This is a genomic window from Pseudomonas haemolytica (genome assembly GCF_009659625.1).
In the GTDB taxonomy this organism is placed as follows: Bacteria; Pseudomonadota; Gammaproteobacteria; order Pseudomonadales; family Pseudomonadaceae; genus Aquipseudomonas; species Aquipseudomonas haemolytica.
Genome location: NZ_VOIW01000001.1, coordinates 1,126,010 through 1,144,619 on the forward strand (window position 1 = coordinate 1,126,010; position 18,610 = coordinate 1,144,619).

Below are 18,610 nucleotides of genomic sequence, written 5' to 3' on the forward strand. Positions count from 1 at the left end.
CCACCTTGATTTTTGTAAATCCCATCCAAATTTCGGATATATGCAATGAAAACTGGTAAAGAACTGAAACCCGGTACAGTGATCCGTCTCGAAAACGACCCTTGGCTGGTTCAGAAAGCTGAGTTCACCAAGTCTGGTCGTAACAGCGCAATCATGAAGACCAAGCTGAAGAACCTGCTGACCGGTTACAAGACCGAGATCGTCTACAGCGCCGATGACAAACTGGACGACGTGATCCTCGACCGCAAAGAAGCGACCCTGTCCTTCATCAGCGGCGACACCTACACGTTCATGGACACTACCGACTACACCATGTACGAGCTGAACGCTGAAGATATCGAAGCCGTTCTGCCGTTCATCGAAGAAGGCATGGAGGACGTCTGCGAAGCTATTTTCTTCGAAGAGCGCCTGGTTTCCGTAGAGCTGCCGACCACTATCGTGCGTAAGGTTGCCTACACCGAAGGTTCCGCTCGCGGCGACACTTCGGGCAAGGTGATGAAGCCTGCCAAGCTGAGCAACGGTACCGAACTGCAAGTGGCCGATTTCATCGAAATCGACGACCTGATCGAGATCGACACCCGCGAAGGTGGTTCGTACAAAGGTCGCGCCAAGAAGTAATTCTGGCCCCGCCGATACGAAAAAAAGCCCGACCTTGAGTCGGGCTTTTTTGTGGGCGTCTGTTTTCAGGCCGTTACATGCAAGCGCACATCAACATTGCCACGGGTGGCGTTGGAGTACGGGCAGACTTGATGGGCGGCGTCGACCAGGCTTTGCGCATCGTCCTGGGTCAGGCCCGGCAGGCTGATGTGCAGGTCAATGTCCAGGCCAAAACCACCGGGGATCTGGCCGATGCCTACGTGGGCGGTGATCGAGGCGTCATCCGGGATTTTGCGTTTGGTCTGGCTGGCGACAAATTTAAGCGCGCCGATAAAGCAGGCGGAGTAGCCGGCGGCGAACAGTTGCTCTGGGTTGGTGGCCTGGCCACCGGCACCGCCCAATTCCTTGGGGGTGGAGAGTTTTACGTCAAGGATGTTGTCGCTGGAAACTGCACGACCATCACGGCCGCCAGTGGCGGTAGCTACTGCTGTATAGAGCGCTTGCATGGGGCATTCCTCTTGATTTTTTAGCGCTAATTATTTGCGCGCTAATTAGTTGGCGGGATCAATGTATAGCGCTAATGTTTGGTGCGCAATATATTTTTATAAGCATTTTTTCGAGCCACGGAAAACCAACGTGGGAGGGGGCTTGCCCCCGATAACGGTTTGTCAGCCACTCAATACTTAGCTGGCCCACCGCCATCGGGGGCAAGCCCCCTCCCACATTTTCAGTGCTTTGCCGCCTTTAGATTGCGTTCTGCAGATTGCCCCGCAATGCAATCAAGTCGGCTTGCAGCTTGCGCAATTGCTCCAGCGCCAACCCGCTGGCGCCGAGGATGCACTGGGGCACATCCTTGGCTTTACCCTGCAACGCGCGGCCGGCGTCGGTCAGTTCCACCACCACCACTCGCTCATCTTCGCGGCTGCGGGTGCGGCTGAGCAGGCCCTCAGCTTCCAGGCGCTTGAGTAGCGGCGTCAGTGAGCCAGGGTCGGTCAGCAGGCGGCTGCTGATTTCACCGACGGTCAATCCATCCTCTTCCCACAGCACCATCATGGCCAGGTATTGCGGGTAAGTCAGGCCCAGGGCTTGGAGCAGGGGCTTGTAGACCTTGGTCATCAGCAGTGAGGTGGAGTGCAGGGCGAAGCACAACTGGTTATCCAGCAGCAGGGATTGGCAGGGATCAGGGTTTTTGCTCATTGTGGTGCCTCGAAAAAACGTGTCTGTGCTGGAATCTAGCGGGCGAATCTTTAATGCGCCAGATAATTCTGCCCACGTGGTCAGACCAGGCCGTTTTGCAATGCCAGATCCCAAGGCGGCACCAGACTGAAGCGGGATTTGAGGTATTCGAGCAACAACCGACTTCTTGCATTGGGCTGTTGTTCAAGGCGCAGCGCGTAAATGCCCGCGGTTTCCGGGCTGGGCAAATCGTTTTCACAAAACAGTGGCAACAGTTCGCCATGTACTAGGTATTCGCTGGGCAGCCAGGACGGCAGGTGCGCAATGCCCAACCCGGCCAAATGCTGCGGGTGCATCCACCCGGATCAACCCTTCCGGCGCATGGCTCAGGGAGACCGCTTCGGCCCGGGCCAATTGCAATTCACTGACAATCCGCCGCGCCCGCTCGGCAAAGGCCAGGCCGGCCGGTGTGGGCACTACCGCATGGGTGCTGCGCTGGAAGAGGCGGCTGCCCACTGAGTTTTCCAGGCTGTCTATGCGCCGGGCTACGGCAGACGGCGTCAGCGGGTGGCGACGCGCGGCGGCGGAAAAGCTGCCGATTTCCATCACATCGAGAAACAGGCCCAGTTGATCGGTCAAGGTATTGGCGTTCATAGGCGAGCGCTTATGCGAGATTGGCATAGCCATTTTGCGTTGCTGTGCGTTTCCACGCCAGGGCGGACTGCGTAGCATGCCAATCTTGGGATTTCGGAGTATTGAGCGGTGTTGGATCTAGTCATGTACCTGCTATTGGGCGCGGCGTTGGGTACGGTGGGCGGGCTGTTTGGTATCGGCGGCGGGCTGATTGCTATCCCAGTGCTCGGCGTGCTGTTCGGCCTCGATCAGCAAATTGCCCAAGGCACCGCGCTGGTCATGGTGGTACCCAATGTGATGCTCGCCCTGTGGCGCTATCACCAACGTAATCGCATCGAACTGCGCCACGCCTTGCCGCTGGGCGTGATGGGCTTTTGCTTTGCCTGGCTGGGGTCGATCTGGGCGGTGGGGCTGGATGCCGGGGCTATGCGTATCGGTTTTATTGCTTTCCTGGTGGCGCTGTCGGCCTACAACCTGTTGCGTATGTTCACTCGAAACGCCCCGCCAACGGCGCAGATGCGTTACTCATGGCCCTGGCTCGGGGTATTGGGTGCGGCGTCCGGCTCCATGGGTGGATTGTTCGGGGTAGGTGGCGCGGTGGTGGCCACGCCGGTGCTCACCAGTGTCTTCGGCACCAGCCAAGTGGTCGCCCAAGGCTTGTCGCTGGCCTTGGCGCTGCCCAGCACGGGCGTGACCCTGGTCACCTATGCCTGGCACCATGAGGTGGACTGGATGATCGGCCTGCCGTTGGCGGTGGGGGGGCTGCTCAGTATCAGTTGGGGAGTGAAAGTCGCCCACGCCTTGCCCGAGCGCCTGCTGCGCGGCCTGTTCTGTGGCTTCCTGGTGGTGTGCGCGGTGATGCTGACCTTTAAAGTTTGAAGCCTTCGAGGATGTACTCGGCCAGGCATTCGGTGATCGGTGACGTCATCTGCGGGTTACGCAGCAAGCGCAGATTCATCGACGGCAACGGTGGAAAGCCTTCGTCGCTGCCGAGCACTCGCAGGTCTTCGGTGATCAGGCTTTCCATGCTGATCATGGTCGCCAGGCCAGCACTGACCACTGCCTGGATCGCCGCTCCGTTTGAGCTGTGGTAAGCCAGGCGATAATCGCGTCCGACTGCATCCAGTGCGGCGCGTGCCCAATGGGTATACAGGCAATCGTCGCCGGAAATCGCCAGGGGCAGCGCATCGTGCTCATCCACGCAGAAGCACGGTGACGCTGCCCATACCATGCGCTCGGTGCGCAACAGCTCACCGATATCATTGCCGGGCTCGCGGCTGATAACAGTCAGCGCCAGGTCTCGCCGCTGCATCAATACGGTCGATGCTTCACAGTGCATCTCTATCTGAATCAGGGGGTACGCTTTGGAAAACTGCTTCAGAATCCCCGGTAGAAAGCGCATCACGTAGTCATCCGGCGTGCCGATGCGCACGAGCCCCACCATATGTGGCTCGCGCAGGGTATTGAACACCTCGCTGTGCAGTTTCAGGATGCGCCGCGCATAACCCAGCAGCACCTGGCCTTCGGGGGTGAGCCGTACCTGGCGGCCATCACGTTCGAACAGCTTGCGCTGCAGCACGTCTTCCTCCAGTCGTTTCATCTGCATGCTCACCGCCGATTGGGTGCGGTTGATCAGTTCGCCAGCGCGGGTAAAACCGCCCTGGTCGGCGATGGCGACGAAGGTTCGTAGCACTTCTGTGTCGATGCTCGGGTAGCCGGACAATTGATCAATCTCAGAGATGTATTGCATAAGAAACATTCGTTGGATTGATCATAGCGCCAGGCCCACACTTTCGTCATCCCCACTGGAGGGCGAGAAGATGAAAGGTCAAAAAGGTTTCGTGTGGCTGCATAAATGGCCGCTTGCCGGGCTGTTCCATACGATCGCGCGTTGGCAACTGTTGCATCAGGAGCGCCATTTGCTGGCGACCTTGAACGATGACGCGCTCAAGGACATCGGGCTCAACCGCGCCGATGTTGAGCAGCAAGCCCATAGGCATTTATGGGGAGACCCGCTGCGAAAATAAGCCAGGATGCAGTAGGGTAGGGGGCGAGCTTCTATGGAGATTCCCATGCCCGCCGACCTGTCTTTTTCACTCAAGCAAGCTCGACGCATGGCGCTGGCAGCCCAGGGTTTTTCCGGGCGCCAGGCGCCTGCACAGATAAAGGCCGCGCACGTCAATCGACTGATCGAGCGCCTGGGCGTCGTTCAGATCGACTCGGTCAACGCACTGGTGCGTTCCCATTACCTGCCGTTGTTTTCCCGCCTGGGCCAATACGCCCCGTTGATCCTCGAGCAAGCGGCCTGGAGTCAGGGCAGGCGGCGTTCGCTGTTCGAGTATTGGGGGCATGAGGCGTCGCTGCTGCCCATGTCGCTGTACCCGTTGATGCGTTGGCGCATGGAGCGGGCCAGGCAGGGGCAGGGGATCTATTCGCAGATGGCGCGTTTTGGCCGCGAACAGCAGGCGATTATCCAGCGCGTGCTGCGCAGCGTCGAGCAACAGGGCGCATTGGGGGCGGGCAGCTTATCGACCCGCGAGGAACGCGCCGGGCCTTGGTGGGATTGGAGTGATGAAAAGCACGCGCTGGAATGGCTGTTTGCCGCCGGTTTGGTCACCGTCGCGGGGCGGCGGGGATTTGAGCGACTCTATGATTTGCCGGAGCGTGTTATCCCTGGTGAAATTCTTCAAGCCTGCATGACCGAGGCCGAAGCTCTGCGCGGCTTACTGCTGCACAGCGCGACGGCGTTGGGCGTCGCCACCGAAAAGGACCTGCGCGATTACTTCCGCCTCGACCCCGCTGACAGCCGCATGCGCTTGGCCGAACTGGTCGAGGATGGGCAGTTGCTGACGTGCCAGGTGCAGGGTTGGAAACAACCGGCGTACTGCCTGCCGGAGCCGAAGGTGCCACGCAAAGTACCGGCGAGTGCCTTGCTGTCGCCGTTCGATTCGTTGATATGGGAGCGCAGCCGCACCGAGCGCTTGTTCGATTTCCGCTATCGGCTGGAGATCTACACCCCGCAAGACAAGCGGGTGTACGGCTATTACGTGTTGCCGTTTTTGCACAATGAGCGAATCGCCGCACGCGTCGACCTGCGGGCCGAGCGTGCCCATGGGCGCCTGGCGGTGCATGCTTTGCACGAGGAAGAACCGGGGCTGGATGACGAAGGTATGTTGGCGCTGGCGTTAAGCCTGCGGCAAATGGCCGACTGGCTGGGGCTGGAGCAGGTCCAGCTCAATTGCCAGCGGCCCAGTGCCGCACGACTAAGGGCAGCGCTGTTGGTTAGCGTTTGACCTGCTTCAAGGTCTCGGCAATCAGGAACGCCAGCTCCAGCGACTGATCGGCGTTCATCCGCGGGTCGCAATGGGTGTGATAGCGGTCCGACAGGCCGTCTTCGGTGATCGGCCGTGCGCCGCCGATGCATTCGGTGACGTTCTGCCCGGTCATTTCGATATGAATCCCGCCGGCGTAGCTGCCTTCTGCCTGGTGCACCTGGAAGAACTCCTTCACTTCGCCGAGGATCTGCGCAAAGTCGCGGGTCTTGTAGCCGCTGCTGGCCTTGATGGTGTTGCCGTGCATCGGGTCGCTGCTCCACAGCACCTGCTTGCCCTCGCGCTGCACGGCGCGGATCAGGTTGGGCAAGTGGTCGCCGACCTTGCCAGCGCCCATGCGGGCGATCAGGTTGAGGCGGCCAGGGTCGTTGTCCGGGTTGAGGATGTCGATCAGGCGGATCAGGTCGTCCGGGTTCATGCTCGGCCCGACCTTCACGCCGATCGGGTTGTTCACCCCGCGCAGGAATTCGACATGGGCGCCATCCAACTGGCGGGTACGGTCGCCGATCCAGAGCATATGGGCCGAGCAGTCGTAGTAGTCGTTGGTCAGGCTATCGCGGCGCACGAAGGCTTGTTCATAGTTGAGCAGCAACGCTTCATGGGCGGTGAAGAAGCTGGTTTCGCGCAATTGCGGCGAGCTGTCCATGCCACAGGCGCGCATGAAGGCCAGGGTCTCGTCGATGCGGTCGGCCAGTTGGCTGTACTTCTCGGCCAGGGCGGAGTTGGCGATAAAGTCCAGGTTCCACTTGTGCACCTGGTGCAGGTCGGCGAAGCCGCCCTGGGCAAAGGCGCGCAGCAGGTTGAGGGTGGCCGTGGACTGGTGGTAGGACTGCAACAGGCGGTCCGGGTCTGGCACACGGCTTTTTTCGTCGAAACCGATACCGTTGACGATATCGCCACGGTAGGCGGGCAGGGTGACGCCGTCGATGGTTTCATCGTTGGCCGAGCGCGGCTTGGCGAATTGGCCGGCCATGCGCCCGACTTTCACCACCGGGCAACCGGCGGCGAAGGTCATGACAATGGCCATCTGCAACAGCACCTTGAAGGTGTCGCGGATTTTCGCGGCGGAAAACTCGGCAAAGCTCTCGGCGCAATCGCCGCCTTGCAGCAGGAATGCGCGCCCCTGGGTCACTTCGGCAAACTGGCGGCGCAACTCACGGGCTTCCCCGGCAAACACCAGCGGCGGGTAGCTGGCCAGGTTCTGCTCCACTTGCAGCAAGTGCGCAGCGTCCGGGTACTGGGGTTGTTGCTGGATTGGCAAGGCACGCCAGCTGTCGGGGCTCCAGGGTTGGCTCATCGTGAACTCGTGTGATGGGTGGATGTTGGGGCGCCAATGTTAGCAGCAATTAGTGCGTGACCTGTTGCTGCTGCTTGGCCGACAATCGCGCCTTTGCCGTGCGGTAAACCCTTTAGGAGTAGTGATGAGCGAGGAGCGTGTCGAGCACCTGCTGGCCGAAGTCCATGATGATTTCGGCATGATTCGTGTGCTTGAAGTGGCCGATTACCGTTTTCTCGAGTTTGGTGACGCCATCGAGCAAAGCTGTGTGTTCACCGCGGACCCGAGCTGGCTGGAGTATGACTACACCCGCGCCATGTTGATCGGCGCCTTATGCCATGAGCAGGCGGAGAGCGCGTTGTTCCTTGGCCTGGGGGCCGGCACGTTGACCCAGGCGTGCCTCAAGTTCCTGCAACTGGAAGATGTCGAGGCCATTGAGCTGCGGCCTGATGTGCCGCGCCTGGCGATTGAGTATCTGGGGCTGGACGACGACCCGCGTTTGTACATTCGCATTGGTGACGCGCTGCAATTGCTTGAAACCGCCGAGTCAGCCGACCTGATTTTTGTCGACCTCTACACCGATGTCGGCCCGGGCGTGGGGCACTTGGCCTGGACCTTCCTGGAAAATTGCCAGAAGAAACTCAACCCCGGTGGCTGGCTGGTGATCAACCAGTGGGCGACCGATGACGGCAAACCGCTGGGCGCGGCACTGCTGCGTGGGTTGTACCACCGGCATTATTGGGAGCTGCCGGTGAAGGAGGGCAATGTGATTTTGCTGGTGCCTTCGGAGCTGGATCAAGAGCTGGATCTGGAGGCACTGTCGGCTCGCGCCGAAGCGTTGGCGCCACGATTGGGGTACTCGTTGCAGCCGTTGATCAAGGCAATTCGGCCGGCTACGTAGTCGCCTGTACCGACGTCATCGCGGGCAAGCCCGCTCCCACAGGGGAATGCATTTCAACCTGTGGGAGCGGGCTTGCTCGCGAAGAGGCCATCACTGTCGCCAACACGTCCAGGCTGTTCAAATACCCTTGAACACCCCCGGGCGCTTCTCAAGCATCGCCCGCACGCCCTCTTTGGCATCTTCACTGTTAAGCAACTTATCCACCATCGGCGGTAATGCGGCGGCTGCGACGGCTTCGCCTTCCATCCGCGCCTGGCGCGCCGACATCAACGTCGCCTGTACGCCGAGCGGCGCCTGGCGGGCAATTCGGTTTGCCAGTTCGATGGCGCGGGGCAGCAGGTCCTCGCTGGCCATCACTTCCTGCACCAGCCCCAGGCGCAAAGCTTCATGGGCGTCGAACTCATCGCCGGTGAGCAACCAGCGCATCGCATTGCCCCAGCCGGCAATCTGATGAAAGCGCAATGTCGCACCACCAAACGGAAAAATCCCACGCTGCACTTCCATTTGCGCAAAGCGCGTATTGCTGGCGCAGAGGTTGATATCCGCCGCCAACATCAACTCGATACCAATTGTCAGGCAATAGCCCTGGGCCGCGACGATCACCGGTTTGCTCACCCTGGGGCCGGCGAATACGCCCCAGGGATCGCATCCTCCCAGCGGCGGCTGCCAGCCGCCCGCCATCACCGCGCTGACATTGGCCAGGTCCAGTCCGGCGGTAAAGTGTTCGCCGTGGGCAAACACCACGGCCACCCGCGCGTCATCGTTGCGATCAAATTCGCCATAGGCCAGGCTCAGCTCGTTGAGCAAATCCAGGTCAAAGGCGTTGCGTTTGGCCACGCGGTCCAGGCCCAGCAACAGAACATGGCCCTCAAGTGCACGGCTGACACGGCTGCTGCTGGGTTGATTCATCGGGTGTGCCCTCGGGCGCGGGTAAAGTTTTAGACCAAAGGGTCTGTGTGGGTGGGTGAACCGTTTAAGCGTCATGACCAGCAGGGCCGGGCCTTTGAAAAATAGACCTTGGCGTGGATATCTGCAAAGACCGTGACGCAGCGCGGTTTATCAGTGCGTTGCGATAAAAAAAGCTCCCTTTTTCAGGTATTTCCGGTATAGTGCGCGCCGGCCTTTAACCGGGCCGCGTTTAGGTAGCGCAATTCCCCGAAGTCAGCTTCGGCTGCACGTCCGCACAGCGGACTCTCCCTTGACGAATCTTTTTCATTCATTCGTTTTCGCAAATCCCCGCCGACAAAGCAGCCAGGGCGACTCTTGAGTCTCAACACGGCATGCGCAGCTTTGGAGCATGGGTCTTTGCGGATGCACTTAGAGGCAGACCCATGACCCAGGAAACCGGCGGCTTCGCCGCTTTTAATCTTAACCCGAATATTCTTGCTGCCGTCATCGCGACTGGCTACGAAGAACCTTCGGCGATTCAGCAGCAATCGATCCCGATCATCATGGCCGGCCAGGACATGATTGGCCAGGCCCAAACCGGTACCGGTAAAACCGCCGCGTTCGCCCTGCCTATCCTGCACTGCATCGATCCTGCCAAGCGCGAGCCGCAAGCCCTGATCCTGGCGCCAACCCGTGAGTTGGCGCTGCAAGTAGCAACCGCTTTCGAAACCTACGCCAAGCAGATGCCGGGCGTTACCGTTGTGGCCGTTTACGGCGGCGCGCCTATGGGCCCACAACTGAAAGCCATCCGTAATGGCGCACAGATCGTCGTTGCCACCCCAGGCCGTCTGTGCGACCACCTGCGTCGTGACGAGAAAGTCCTGTCGACCGTGAACCACCTGGTTCTGGACGAAGCTGACGAAATGTTGAAGCTGGGCTTCATGGATGACCTGGAAGTCATCTTCAAGGCGCTGCCTGCGACCCGTCAGACCGTATTGTTCTCGGCCACACTGCCGCAGTCCATCCGTGCCATTGCCGAACGCCACCTGCGCGATCCGCAACACGTGAAGATCCAGACCAAGACCCAGACCGTTACCGCGATCGAACAGGCTCACCTGTTGGTTCATGCTGATCAGAAGACCTCGGCTGTATTGAGCCTGCTGGAAGTCGAAGACTTCGACGCCCTGATCATGTTCGTACGCACCAAGCAAGCGACCCTGGACCTGGCCAGTGCCCTGGAAGCCAAAGGCTACAAAGCCGCTGCGCTGAACGGTGACATCGCCCAGAACCAACGTGAGCGCGTGATCGACTCCCTCAAGGATGGCCGTCTGGACATCGTTGTAGCGACCGACGTTGCTGCTCGTGGCCTCGACGTTCCACGTATCACCCACGTGTTCAACGTTGACATGCCTTACGATCCAGAGTCCTACGTTCACCGTATCGGCCGTACCGGCCGTGCCGGTCGCGAAGGTCGTGCACTGCTGCTGGTGACTCCACGTGAGCGCCGCATGCTGCAAGTGATCGAGCGTGTAACCGGTCAGAAGGTTGCCGAAGTGCGTCTGCCGGATGCCCAGGCTGTTCTCGATGCCCGCATCAAGAAACTGACCAACAGCCTGTCGCCGCTGGTGGCTGACGCTGAATCGACCCACGGCGACCTGCTGGACCGCCTGACTGCCGATATCGGTTGCACCCCGCGTGCCCTGGCTGCAGCGCTGCTGCGCAAAGCTACCAACGGTCAGGCCCTGACCCTGGCAGCCATCGAGAAAGAGCGCCCACTGGTGCCGAACAACGCGCCACGCGGTGATCGTCCAGAGCGTACCGGCGACCGTCCAGACCGTGGTGATCGTGAGCGTCGTGCTCCGGTTCCATTGGCTGAAGGCCGTGCTCGTTGCCGTACCGCGCTGGGTGCGCGTGATGGTATCGCTGCCAAGAACCTGCTGGGCGCTATCCTCAACGAGGGTGGCCTGGCACGTGAAGCTATCGGTCGCATCCAGGTGCGTGACAGCTTCTCCCTGGTAGAGCTGCCGGAAGATGGTCTGGAAAAACTGCTGGCCAAGCTCAAAGATACGCGCGTTGCCGGTAAGCAGCTCAAGCTGCGTCGCTACCGCGAAGATTGATCTGCCCTTGGGTTGATTGATCGCACATAAAAAATCCCCGACTGGTTCGGGGATTTTTTTGCCTGGAATTTCAGGGTTGGGATCTGTACTCGATCCAATGTGGGAGGGGCTTGTGTCAGTCGAATCGATAGATGTCCATGCCCAATGCCCCCATGGTGAATCCTTGGTGCGCCAACCCGAATTCCCCACCTGCGCCTCGCGCAAAATACAGCGGCAGCAAATGCTCGTCGCTGGGGTGGCTGCGCACTGCATGGGGTGCTTGGTGGCGATAGTCATGTAAGGCCGATTCGTCGTTGGCAGCGAGTTTGTCGACCACCCAATCGCGAAACTCCCGAGCCCACGGTGTGATGGTCTCCGGCCCGGCGCGCCAGTCCAGCTCACCAAGGTTATGGGTGATGCTGCCGGAGCCGATCAGCAATACTCCTTGCTCGCGCAAGCTGGAAAGGGCATGCCCAACACGGGTTTGCAGGGCAGGGCCCATGCGGCTGGGCAAGGAGACTTGCACCACGGGAATGTCGGCCGCCGGGTACATCAGCGACAGGGGCACCCAGGTGCCATGGTCGAAGGGCCGTTGATCATCGATGTGTGCATTCAGGCCGTCAGCCTGTAATAAATCGACAATTTCATTCGCCAGCCCTGGATCACCAGGCGCAGGGTATTGCACGGCAAACAGCTCGCGAGGGAAGCCACCAAAGTCGTGCCAGGTTTCGGGAGCGGCGCTGCCGCTGACCAACAGTTCGTGGCTTTCCCAATGCGCCGATACGACTACGATCGCCTTTGGCCGAGGCAGCTCTGCGGCCAGGCGCAGCAATGCGGGCCCGCTGGCACCCGGCTGCAACGCCAGCATGGGCGAACCGTGGGAGATAAACAGGCTGGGGAGCATCGGAGGGGTCCTGAGGGTTAACATGGGCCCATCTTCAATCAGATCATCGATCTAAATCTAATATAAGTTTTAGCGCCTTTTAATCGAATTTTCAGGTGATTTATGCAGCCTAAATTTTGGCAGGAACGCTGGGAAAGCAACCAGATCGGTTTCCATCAGCCCCAGGTCAACCCTTATCTACAACGGCAGTGGCCAACACTGGCGTTGGCCAAGGGCGCGAAGGTCCTGGTGCCCTTGTGTGGCAAAAGCCTGGATTTGATATGGCTGGCGAGCCGCGGGCATCATGTGATGGGCGTGGAGCTGTCTGAGCAGGCCGTGGAGGCTTTCTTCAGCGAGCAGGGGCTTGCGCCGCAGATCAATCAAAGAGGCGCGTTCAAGGTGTATCAGGCGGGCCTGATCGAAGTCTGGTGCGGTGATTTCTTCGACCTCGATGCTGACGCCCTGGCCGAATGCCAGGCGCTGTATGACCGTGCGGCGTTGATCGCCTTGCCGCCGCTGATGCGGGTGCAATACATAGAGCATCTTAATGCCTTGCTGGCTCCAGGCTGCCTGGGGCTGCTGATCACTTTGGACTACGACCAAGCGCAGAAGGCCGGCCCGCCATTTGCCGTTACGGATGAGGAAGTGCGGTTGCTGCTGGGGCTGTATTGGGCTTTGGAGCGGCTCGAGGAGCAGGACATTCTCGCCGAGAGTTGGAAGTTTGTGCAGGACGGCGTTACCCGTCTTGAAGAGCGCGTTTACCGGCTGGCCAAGGCGTAGAGACACGGCCACGAAAAAGGGGCGATTCAATCGCCCCTTTTGGTATTTCCGGTTATCAGCCCCGGCGACGCAGTGCGTCGATCCGCTCTTCCAGTGGCGGGTGGCTCATGAACAGGCGAGCCATGCCCTGTTTGATACCACCGTTGATGCCAAAGGCGGTCAGGCTGTCCGGCATGTGCACCGGCAGGCCCTGCTCGGAGCGCAAGTGTTGCAGCGCCGCGATCATTGCCCCGGTGCCGGCCAGGCGGGCACCGGCTTCGTCTGCGCGGAACTCGCGTTTGCGCGAGAACCACATGGTGATTGCGCTGGCCAGGAAGCCCAGCACCACCTCAGCAAAGATGGTCGCCACGAAGTAGGCAATGCCACGGCCTTCTTCGTTCTTGAAGATCACCTTGTCGACAAAGTTGCCGATGATCCTCGCGAAGAACATCACGAAGGTGTTCACCACGCCTTGCACCAGCGCCAGGGTGACCATGTCACCGTTGGCCACGTGGCCGATTTCATGGGCCAGTACCGCTTTCACTTCCTCATATGAGAAGCGTTCGAGCATGCCCTGGCTGACGGCGACGAGCGCGTCGTTCTTGTTCCAACCGGTGGCAAAGGCGTTGGCTTCATAGGCCGGGAAGATCCCGACCTCGGGCATCTTGATACCCGCCTCGCGGGACAGTTGCTCGACGGTCTGCAGCAACCATTGCTCATGCCGGGTGCGTGGTTGGGTGATGATCTGGGTGCTGGTACTCATCTTCGCCATCCACTTGGAGATGAAGAGCGAAAACAGCGAGCCGGCAAAACCAAAGACCGCACAGAAAACCAGCAGCTGATTGAGGTTCAGGTCAACCCCGTTGGCCGCCATGAACCCGTTGAAGCCGAAAAGGCTCAGGGTGATGCTGGCAATCAGCACGACCGCCAGGTTAGTGGCCAAGAACAGCAGGATGCGCATCATGGTTGTAGGGTTCTCCTCATGCTTAATATGTCGCGTACTGCGGGGTATATAAGGTGCGGGATGGGGTGATTCAACCGAGCGACTATTTCAAACTGTGTCCTACAGCTTGAACGTAGGGCCTTGAAGGGATTTTCCGACCTGTATTGTCGGCCATGACCAGCGCGAGGCTGCCTTGACGCCCCTTGATTATAGGGGGTACGCCACCGGCAGCAGGCAAGTGAAATACAACTGCAAGTAAGCGACAAAGAAGTGTTGCGAGATAATCACTGTACGACTCAGTGTGAGTCGTACAGCGTCAATGTCCCTACTGGCGATAGGATTTCAGGAAGTTGCCGATGCGACCAATTGCCATTTCCAGGTCATCCACTCGTGGCAAGGTTACTACGCGGAAGTGATCCGGCCATGGCCAGTTGAACGCGGTACCCTGCACCACCAGCAGTTTCTCCGACAGCAGCAGGTCGAGCACGAACTTCTCGTCGTTGAGGATCGGGCAGACTTTCGGGTCGATCCGCGGGAACGCGTACAACGCGCCCATGGGCTTCACACAGCTCACGCCCGGAATCGCGTTGAGCAGCTCCCAGGTGCGGTTACGCTGCTCCAGCAGGCGACCTTGGGGCAAGACCAGGTCGTTGATGCTCTGGTAGCCGCCGAGGGCGGTCTGGATGGCATGCTGGCTCGGCACGTTGGCACACAGGCGCATGTTGGCCAGCATGTCGATGCCTTCGATGTAGCTCTGGGCGTTGTGCTTGGGACCGGAGATGGCGATCCAGCCGGAGCGGAAACCTGCGACGCGGTAGGACTTGGACAGGCCGTTGAAGGTCAGGCACAGCAGGTCCGGGGCCAGGGAGGCGGTGCATATATGTACCGCGTCATCGTAGAGGATCTTGTCGTAGATCTCGTCGGAGAACACCACCAGGTTGTGCTGGCGCGCCAGCTCGAGCATGCCCAGCAGTACTTCCCGGGAGTACACGGCGCCAGTGGGGTTGTTCGGGTTGATGATCACCAGGGCCTTGGTGTTCGGAGTAATCTTGGCCTTGATGTCGGCCAGGTCCGGGAACCAGTCGGCGCCTTCGTCGCACAGGTAGTGCACCGGATGGCCGCCCGCCAGGGTCACGGCGGCGGTCCACAGCGGGTAGTCCGGTGCTGGCACCAGGACTTCATCGCCGTTGTTGAGCAGTGCCTGCATCGACATTACGATCAGCTCGGACACGCCGTTGCCCAGGTAGATGTCCTCGATGCCGACACCTTCAACCTGCTTTTGCTGGTAGTACTGCATCACCGCCTTGCGCGCACTGAACAGGCCCTTGGAGTCGCTGTAGCCTTGGGCGGTCGGCAGGTTGCGGATCACATCCTGGAGGATTTCGTCCGGCGCTTCGAAACCAAACGGCGCCGGGTTGCCAATGTTCAGCTTGAGGATGCGATGGCCTTCCTCTTCCAGGCGTTTGGCGTGCTTGAGCACTGGGCCGCGAATGTCGTAGCAGACGTTGGCGAGCTTGTTCGATTTGCTGACCTGCATGGCGATGTGATCCTGAAAATGAACGATCCAGACGGCGTAGGCACTACCGTAGGGTGAAAACTGCGTAGCCCGCACCCATAAATACGTTTGAATGCCGCTGGCGCGGGTGCCAGACTGGCGTTTTGAAGTGGCGCAATCATACGTGCCGCCTGATCCATGGAAAAGACACAGATCAGGGTTTTTCAGTTGCCGAGGTATACCTATGGAAAAGTTGCAGAAAACCGTGGATGAATGGAAGGCGATGCTCGACCCGGAGCAGTACAACGTGTGCCGTCTCAAAGGCACCGAGCGACCGTTCAGCGGCAAGTACAACGCCACCAAGACCGATGGCGTGTACCACTGTATTTGCTGCAACGAGCCGCTGTTCGATTCCAAGGCCAAGTTTGACTCTGGCTGCGGCTGGCCCAGCTTCTATGCGCCGATTGCCGACCACGCGATGGTCGAAATCCGCGACGTCAGCCACGGCATGATCCGTACCGAAGTCACCTGCGCCAAGTGCGACGCGCACCTGGGGCACGTGTTCCCGGACGGTCCGCCGCCTACTGGGCTGCGATATTGCATCAACTCGGTGTGCCTGGACCTGGTGCCGCGCTAGGCATCAGGTTGTAAGCCGGTCCAAATGGGGGAGCACGCCTAGGGTTCCTCTTCTTCTGCTGACTTGAGGCATTGCCATGAGCGACTCCCTGTTGAGCATTCCTTGCACCACCATCAAGGGTGAGCAAAAGACCTTGGCCGATTTCGCCGGCAAGGCCATTCTGGTGGTCAACACCGCCAGCAAATGCGGCTTCACCCCGCAGTACAAAGGGCTGGAGCAACTTTGGCAGCAATACAAGGATCAGGGCCTGGTAGTGCTCGGCTTTCCCTGCAATCAGTTCGGCAAGCAGGAGCCCGGTAACGAAGACGCGATATCCGAGTTCTGTGAGCTGAACTTCGGCGTCAGTTTCCCGCTGTTCAAGAAAATCGATGTCAACGGCAGCGATGCCCACCCTTTGTTCGTTCAGTTGAAAAAACAGGCTCCGGGGCTGCTGGGTTCCAAGAACATCAAGTGGAACTTCACCAAGTTCCTCATCGGCCGTGACGGCAAGCTGATCAAGCGATTTGCGCCGACGACCAAGCCCCAGGCCTTGACCCAGGAGATCGAAGCCCTGCTCAAATGACCGAATGTATTGCGGTGACGGATCACAGGCTTGTCGTGGTCGGTACCCACAGTTGCAGCAGGGCGTTGAGTTCTTCACGGCGAAAAGGCTTGGCCAGGTAATCGTTCATCCCCGCCGCCCGGCAACGTTCGCGCTCTTCGGAGAGCGCGTTGGCGGTCAACGCGACAATGGGCAGATCCGGCCAGCGCCCACTGCGGCGAATTTGCCGGCTGGCTTCGTAGCCATCCATCACTGGCATGTTGCAGTCCATCAACACCATATCGAAGCGCTGGTCCTCAAGCAGCTTGAGCGCTTCGCCGCCATGGGCGGCCACGATGACCTCACAGCCGAGCTTACTGAGCATACCCTTGGCTACCAGCTGATTGACCGCGTTGTCCTCCACCAACAGGATGCGTGCCCGATGAGCAAGCGGCGCGGCTTCCATCTGGATCGGGTCGAGGATCGGTGGCGTGTCGGTACGCAGGTTGCGCTGAAGTATCTGGTACAGCGCGTTACGGCTTAAGGGGCGTGCTTGCTGCTGCAGTGGCGCCAGGGCGGCCACCTCTTCGCTGGGCATGAAGTTGCCGTAGGCAGTGATCAGCAAAATTGGCGCGCTGATGCCGGGACGCAAGCGGAACAGGCATTCCGGGCAGTCGGTGATCAACAGGTCGGGAGCCAGTGCGCTCAAATCATCGTCTTGGGAGTAGCAGCTTGGCGTCAGCCCCCAAGAGGGCAGTAGGGTGGTGAGCAGCTCTGTCAACCCACCACCGGCGCTGGTGATGGCAATCACTTCGCCTGTGAGTGGTGTGTGGCGGTTGGCAGGCAAATGTGTGGGCAGCGGCAGGTCGGCGCAGAACTGGCTGCCAAATCCCACCTCTGAGCTGATACTCAAGCGGCCTTGCATGGCTTCGCACAAGTTGTGGGTCAACGCCAACCCCAACCCCGTGCCGCCAAATTGACGCGTGATGCCAGCACCCGCCTGGGTGAACGGCTGGAAGATCTTCACCTGGGCTTCCTGGGCGATGCCGATGCCGGTGTCACACACCTCAATCTTGACCCAGCCTTCACGGGCAAGCAGGCGTACGTCGACCCGACCGAAGCGGGTGAACTTCAAGGCATTGGAGAGCAAATTACTGACAATCTGCCGCACGCGGGTCGGGTCACCGACGACTTGGGCGGGAAATTGCGGGTCGATCAGGCAGGTCAGTTCGACACTCGGCGCGGCGTTCTGCGATAGCAGGTTGGCAGTGTCCTCTACCAGTGAACCAAGATCGAACGGGATATGTTCCAGTTCCAGTTGGCCGGCGTCAAACTTGGACAGGTCGAGAATATCGTTGAGCAATTCGACCAACACTTTGCCTGAATCATGGGCGATGGACAGTTGCTGGCGCTGTTCGGCGTTCAGCGGGCTGTCCAGCGACAGTGCGATCATCCCCAACAGCCCATTGAGCGGCGTGCGGATTTCATGGCTCATATTGGCCAGGAACGCGGCCCGCGCCTGAGCCATGCCCAGTGCGGTCTTCTTTGCCGCCTCCAGTTCATCGTTGGACTGGCTCAAACGCTGGTTGCTGGCCTTGAGTTCAAGAGTGCGTGCGGAAACGATATTTTCCAGTTGGCCCAAGTATTCCGTAAGGCGATCTTCGGCATGGCGCCGTTGCTGGATTTCGGTTTCCATGTTTTCGAACTGCTGATTGGCGACGTTGACCAACACGCCGATTTCATCGTGTTCATGCCCCGGTGGGCAATCCAGGCGCGCCTGTCTGCGTGTACTCAGCTCCCGGATGATGCGCACCAGCGGTTGAGTGAGCATCACGTAGAACAAGCCTAGTAATATTCCGGTCAAAAGCAGGCTGCGGACGAAACCGTTGAGCAGGGTGATCTCGGCACGGTGCAGGAAACGGCCGCCAAAGGCGTAGGTATCGACGTCGAGGCGCAGCACGCCGAGGGATTCGTCGGGCATATGGCTGAGGTACAGCCGGTCCTCGAACTGACGGTTGGCACCAAACAGAAAGTCGCTGACGGGCCGATAGTTACTTTCCTTGCGTGGTCGGTTGACGTCGGCCAGGACTACGCCATTGTTGTCGACTAACTGTGCGCGGGTGATGGCCGGCGAGTGCAGCAGGCCCAGGGTCAGTTCCTGGGCGAGTTCGGCGTCGATGTTGTAGGCGATGCGCGAGGCTGGGTTATGGCTGATTTCGATCAGTGAGCGTATTTCACGGTTGATGGAAGCGTCTTCACTGGCATAATCAATACCGATTTGGATCAGGCTGAGCAAGGTTCCCAAGACGAAACCGACCAGCACAGTCAATCTGGCTTGTTTATAAGACAAGCGGTGGGCGAACTTGATATCCATCGAGTGTTGAACCACTTCACGTTTCCCTTCGCCCGGCAAGCATAGCTGAACATCCACAAGCTCCAGCGTGCCCGGCATGAATCATTTTTTGATGCAGCCC

The 18,610-nt window shown here is 59.6% G+C and carries 18 protein-coding genes and 1 pseudogene; 9 read left to right on the forward strand and 10 right to left on the reverse strand.

What is annotated here, in order from left to right:
* Positions 1-45: 45 nt before the first annotated feature.
* On the forward strand, positions 46-618 hold the full coding sequence (locus FRT59_RS05300) for an elongation factor P (protein WP_003172723.1): 573 nt from the start codon (positions 46-48) through the stop codon (positions 616-618).
* 65 nt (positions 619-683) lie between these two features.
* On the opposite strand, the gene FRT59_RS05305 is transcribed toward FRT59_RS05300, so the two are convergent.
* The 3 genes and pseudogenes from FRT59_RS05305 to FRT59_RS05315 form a co-directional block, all read right to left on the reverse strand.
* Positions 684-1,103, reverse strand: a complete 420-nt coding sequence (locus tag FRT59_RS05305; protein ID WP_034118854.1) for an organic hydroperoxide resistance protein — start codon at positions 1,101-1,103, stop codon at positions 684-686.
* Between the two features lie 238 nt (positions 1,104-1,341).
* Complete coding sequence (locus FRT59_RS05310) at positions 1,342-1,794, reverse strand: MarR family winged helix-turn-helix transcriptional regulator (protein ID WP_034118855.1); 453 nt, start codon at positions 1,792-1,794, stop codon at positions 1,342-1,344.
* Positions 1,795-1,874: 80 nt separating this feature from the next.
* Positions 1,875-2,427, reverse strand: a pseudogene (locus tag FRT59_RS05315) (LysR family transcriptional regulator).
* Between the two features lie 108 nt (positions 2,428-2,535).
* Between FRT59_RS05315 and FRT59_RS05320 the strand changes: the two are divergent.
* The gene (locus FRT59_RS05320; RefSeq protein WP_034118856.1) at positions 2,536-3,285 is read left to right on the forward strand and encodes a sulfite exporter TauE/SafE family protein; all 750 of its coding nucleotides are present in this window, start codon (positions 2,536-2,538) and stop codon (positions 3,283-3,285) included.
* Here FRT59_RS05320 and FRT59_RS05325 read toward each other — a convergent pair.
* Positions 3,275-4,156 (reverse strand): LysR family transcriptional regulator, encoded by an 882-nt coding sequence (locus FRT59_RS05325; protein ID WP_034118857.1) that lies wholly within the window; start codon positions 4,154-4,156, stop codon positions 3,275-3,277. The genes FRT59_RS05320 and FRT59_RS05325 overlap by 11 nt on opposite strands.
* A 70-nt stretch (positions 4,157-4,226) precedes the next feature.
* Between FRT59_RS05325 and FRT59_RS05330 the strand changes: the two genes are divergently transcribed.
* Both FRT59_RS05330 and FRT59_RS05335 read left to right on the forward strand, forming a co-directional pair.
* A complete protein-coding gene (locus FRT59_RS05330; protein WP_034118858.1) occupies positions 4,227-4,433 on the forward strand; it encodes a DUF1127 domain-containing protein in 207 nt (68 codons plus the stop codon).
* Positions 4,434-4,478: 45 nt separating this feature from the next.
* On the forward strand, positions 4,479-5,699 hold the full coding sequence (locus FRT59_RS05335; RefSeq protein ID WP_153870582.1) for a winged helix-turn-helix domain-containing protein: 1,221 nt from the start codon (positions 4,479-4,481) through the stop codon (positions 5,697-5,699).
* Here the strand turns inward: FRT59_RS05335 and FRT59_RS05340 are convergent.
* Positions 5,689-7,035, reverse strand: coding sequence for a class II 3-deoxy-7-phosphoheptulonate synthase (locus FRT59_RS05340; RefSeq protein WP_078047560.1), 1,347 nt, complete (start codon positions 7,033-7,035; stop codon positions 5,689-5,691). The two genes, FRT59_RS05335 and FRT59_RS05340, sit on opposite strands and share 11 nt — an antisense overlap.
* A gap of 124 nt (positions 7,036-7,159) precedes the next feature.
* Here FRT59_RS05340 and FRT59_RS05345 point away from each other — a divergent pair, with 124 nt between their 5' ends.
* Positions 7,160-7,915, forward strand: coding sequence for a spermidine synthase (locus tag FRT59_RS05345; RefSeq protein WP_153870583.1), 756 nt, complete (start codon positions 7,160-7,162; stop codon positions 7,913-7,915).
* Between the two features lie 117 nt (positions 7,916-8,032).
* On the opposite strand, the gene FRT59_RS05350 is transcribed toward FRT59_RS05345, so the two are convergent.
* Positions 8,033-8,824 (reverse strand): crotonase/enoyl-CoA hydratase family protein, encoded by a 792-nt coding sequence (locus FRT59_RS05350; RefSeq protein ID WP_034118862.1) that lies wholly within the window; start codon positions 8,822-8,824, stop codon positions 8,033-8,035.
* Between the two features lie 422 nt (positions 8,825-9,246).
* Here FRT59_RS05350 and FRT59_RS05355 point away from each other — a divergent pair, with 422 nt between their 5' ends.
* The gene (locus FRT59_RS05355) at positions 9,247-10,920 is read left to right on the forward strand and encodes a DEAD/DEAH box helicase (RefSeq protein ID WP_034118863.1); all 1,674 of its coding nucleotides are present in this window, start codon (positions 9,247-9,249) and stop codon (positions 10,918-10,920) included.
* Positions 10,921-11,035: 115 nt separating this feature from the next.
* Here FRT59_RS05355 and FRT59_RS05360 read toward each other — a convergent pair whose 3' ends face one another.
* Positions 11,036-11,803, reverse strand: a complete 768-nt coding sequence (locus FRT59_RS05360) for a DODA-type extradiol aromatic ring-opening family dioxygenase (protein ID WP_153870584.1) — start codon at positions 11,801-11,803, stop codon at positions 11,036-11,038.
* Positions 11,804-11,905: 102 nt separating this feature from the next.
* Between FRT59_RS05360 and FRT59_RS05365 the strand changes: the two genes are divergently transcribed.
* A complete protein-coding gene (locus FRT59_RS05365) occupies positions 11,906-12,562 on the forward strand; it encodes a thiopurine S-methyltransferase (RefSeq protein WP_153870585.1) in 657 nt (218 codons plus the stop codon).
* 55 nt (positions 12,563-12,617) lie between these two features.
* Here the strand turns inward: FRT59_RS05365 and htpX are convergent, their stop codons facing one another.
* On the reverse strand, positions 12,618-13,505 hold the full coding sequence (htpX, locus tag FRT59_RS05370) for a protease HtpX (RefSeq protein WP_034118866.1): 888 nt from the start codon (positions 13,503-13,505) through the stop codon (positions 12,618-12,620).
* Between the two features lie 304 nt (positions 13,506-13,809).
* On the reverse strand, positions 13,810-15,021 hold the full coding sequence (locus FRT59_RS05375) for a pyridoxal phosphate-dependent aminotransferase (RefSeq protein ID WP_003209058.1): 1,212 nt from the start codon (positions 15,019-15,021) through the stop codon (positions 13,810-13,812).
* A gap of 202 nt (positions 15,022-15,223) precedes the next feature.
* On the opposite strand from FRT59_RS05375, the gene msrB reads away from it, so the two are divergent.
* Entirely contained in the window at positions 15,224-15,616 is a 393-nt protein-coding gene (msrB, locus tag FRT59_RS05380) for a peptide-methionine (R)-S-oxide reductase MsrB (protein WP_153870586.1), read from the forward strand.
* Between the two features lie 76 nt (positions 15,617-15,692).
* Positions 15,693-16,178 carry a glutathione peroxidase gene (locus FRT59_RS05385; RefSeq protein ID WP_034118868.1) on the forward strand — a complete coding sequence of 162 codons (486 nt, stop codon included), beginning with the start codon at positions 15,693-15,695 and terminating at the stop codon, positions 16,176-16,178.
* 22 nt (positions 16,179-16,200) lie between these two features.
* Here the strand turns inward: FRT59_RS05385 and FRT59_RS05390 are convergent, their stop codons facing one another.
* Positions 16,201-18,510, reverse strand: coding sequence for a hybrid sensor histidine kinase/response regulator (locus FRT59_RS05390; protein ID WP_153870587.1), 2,310 nt, complete (start codon positions 18,508-18,510; stop codon positions 16,201-16,203).
* Positions 18,511-18,610 lie beyond the last annotated feature (100 nt).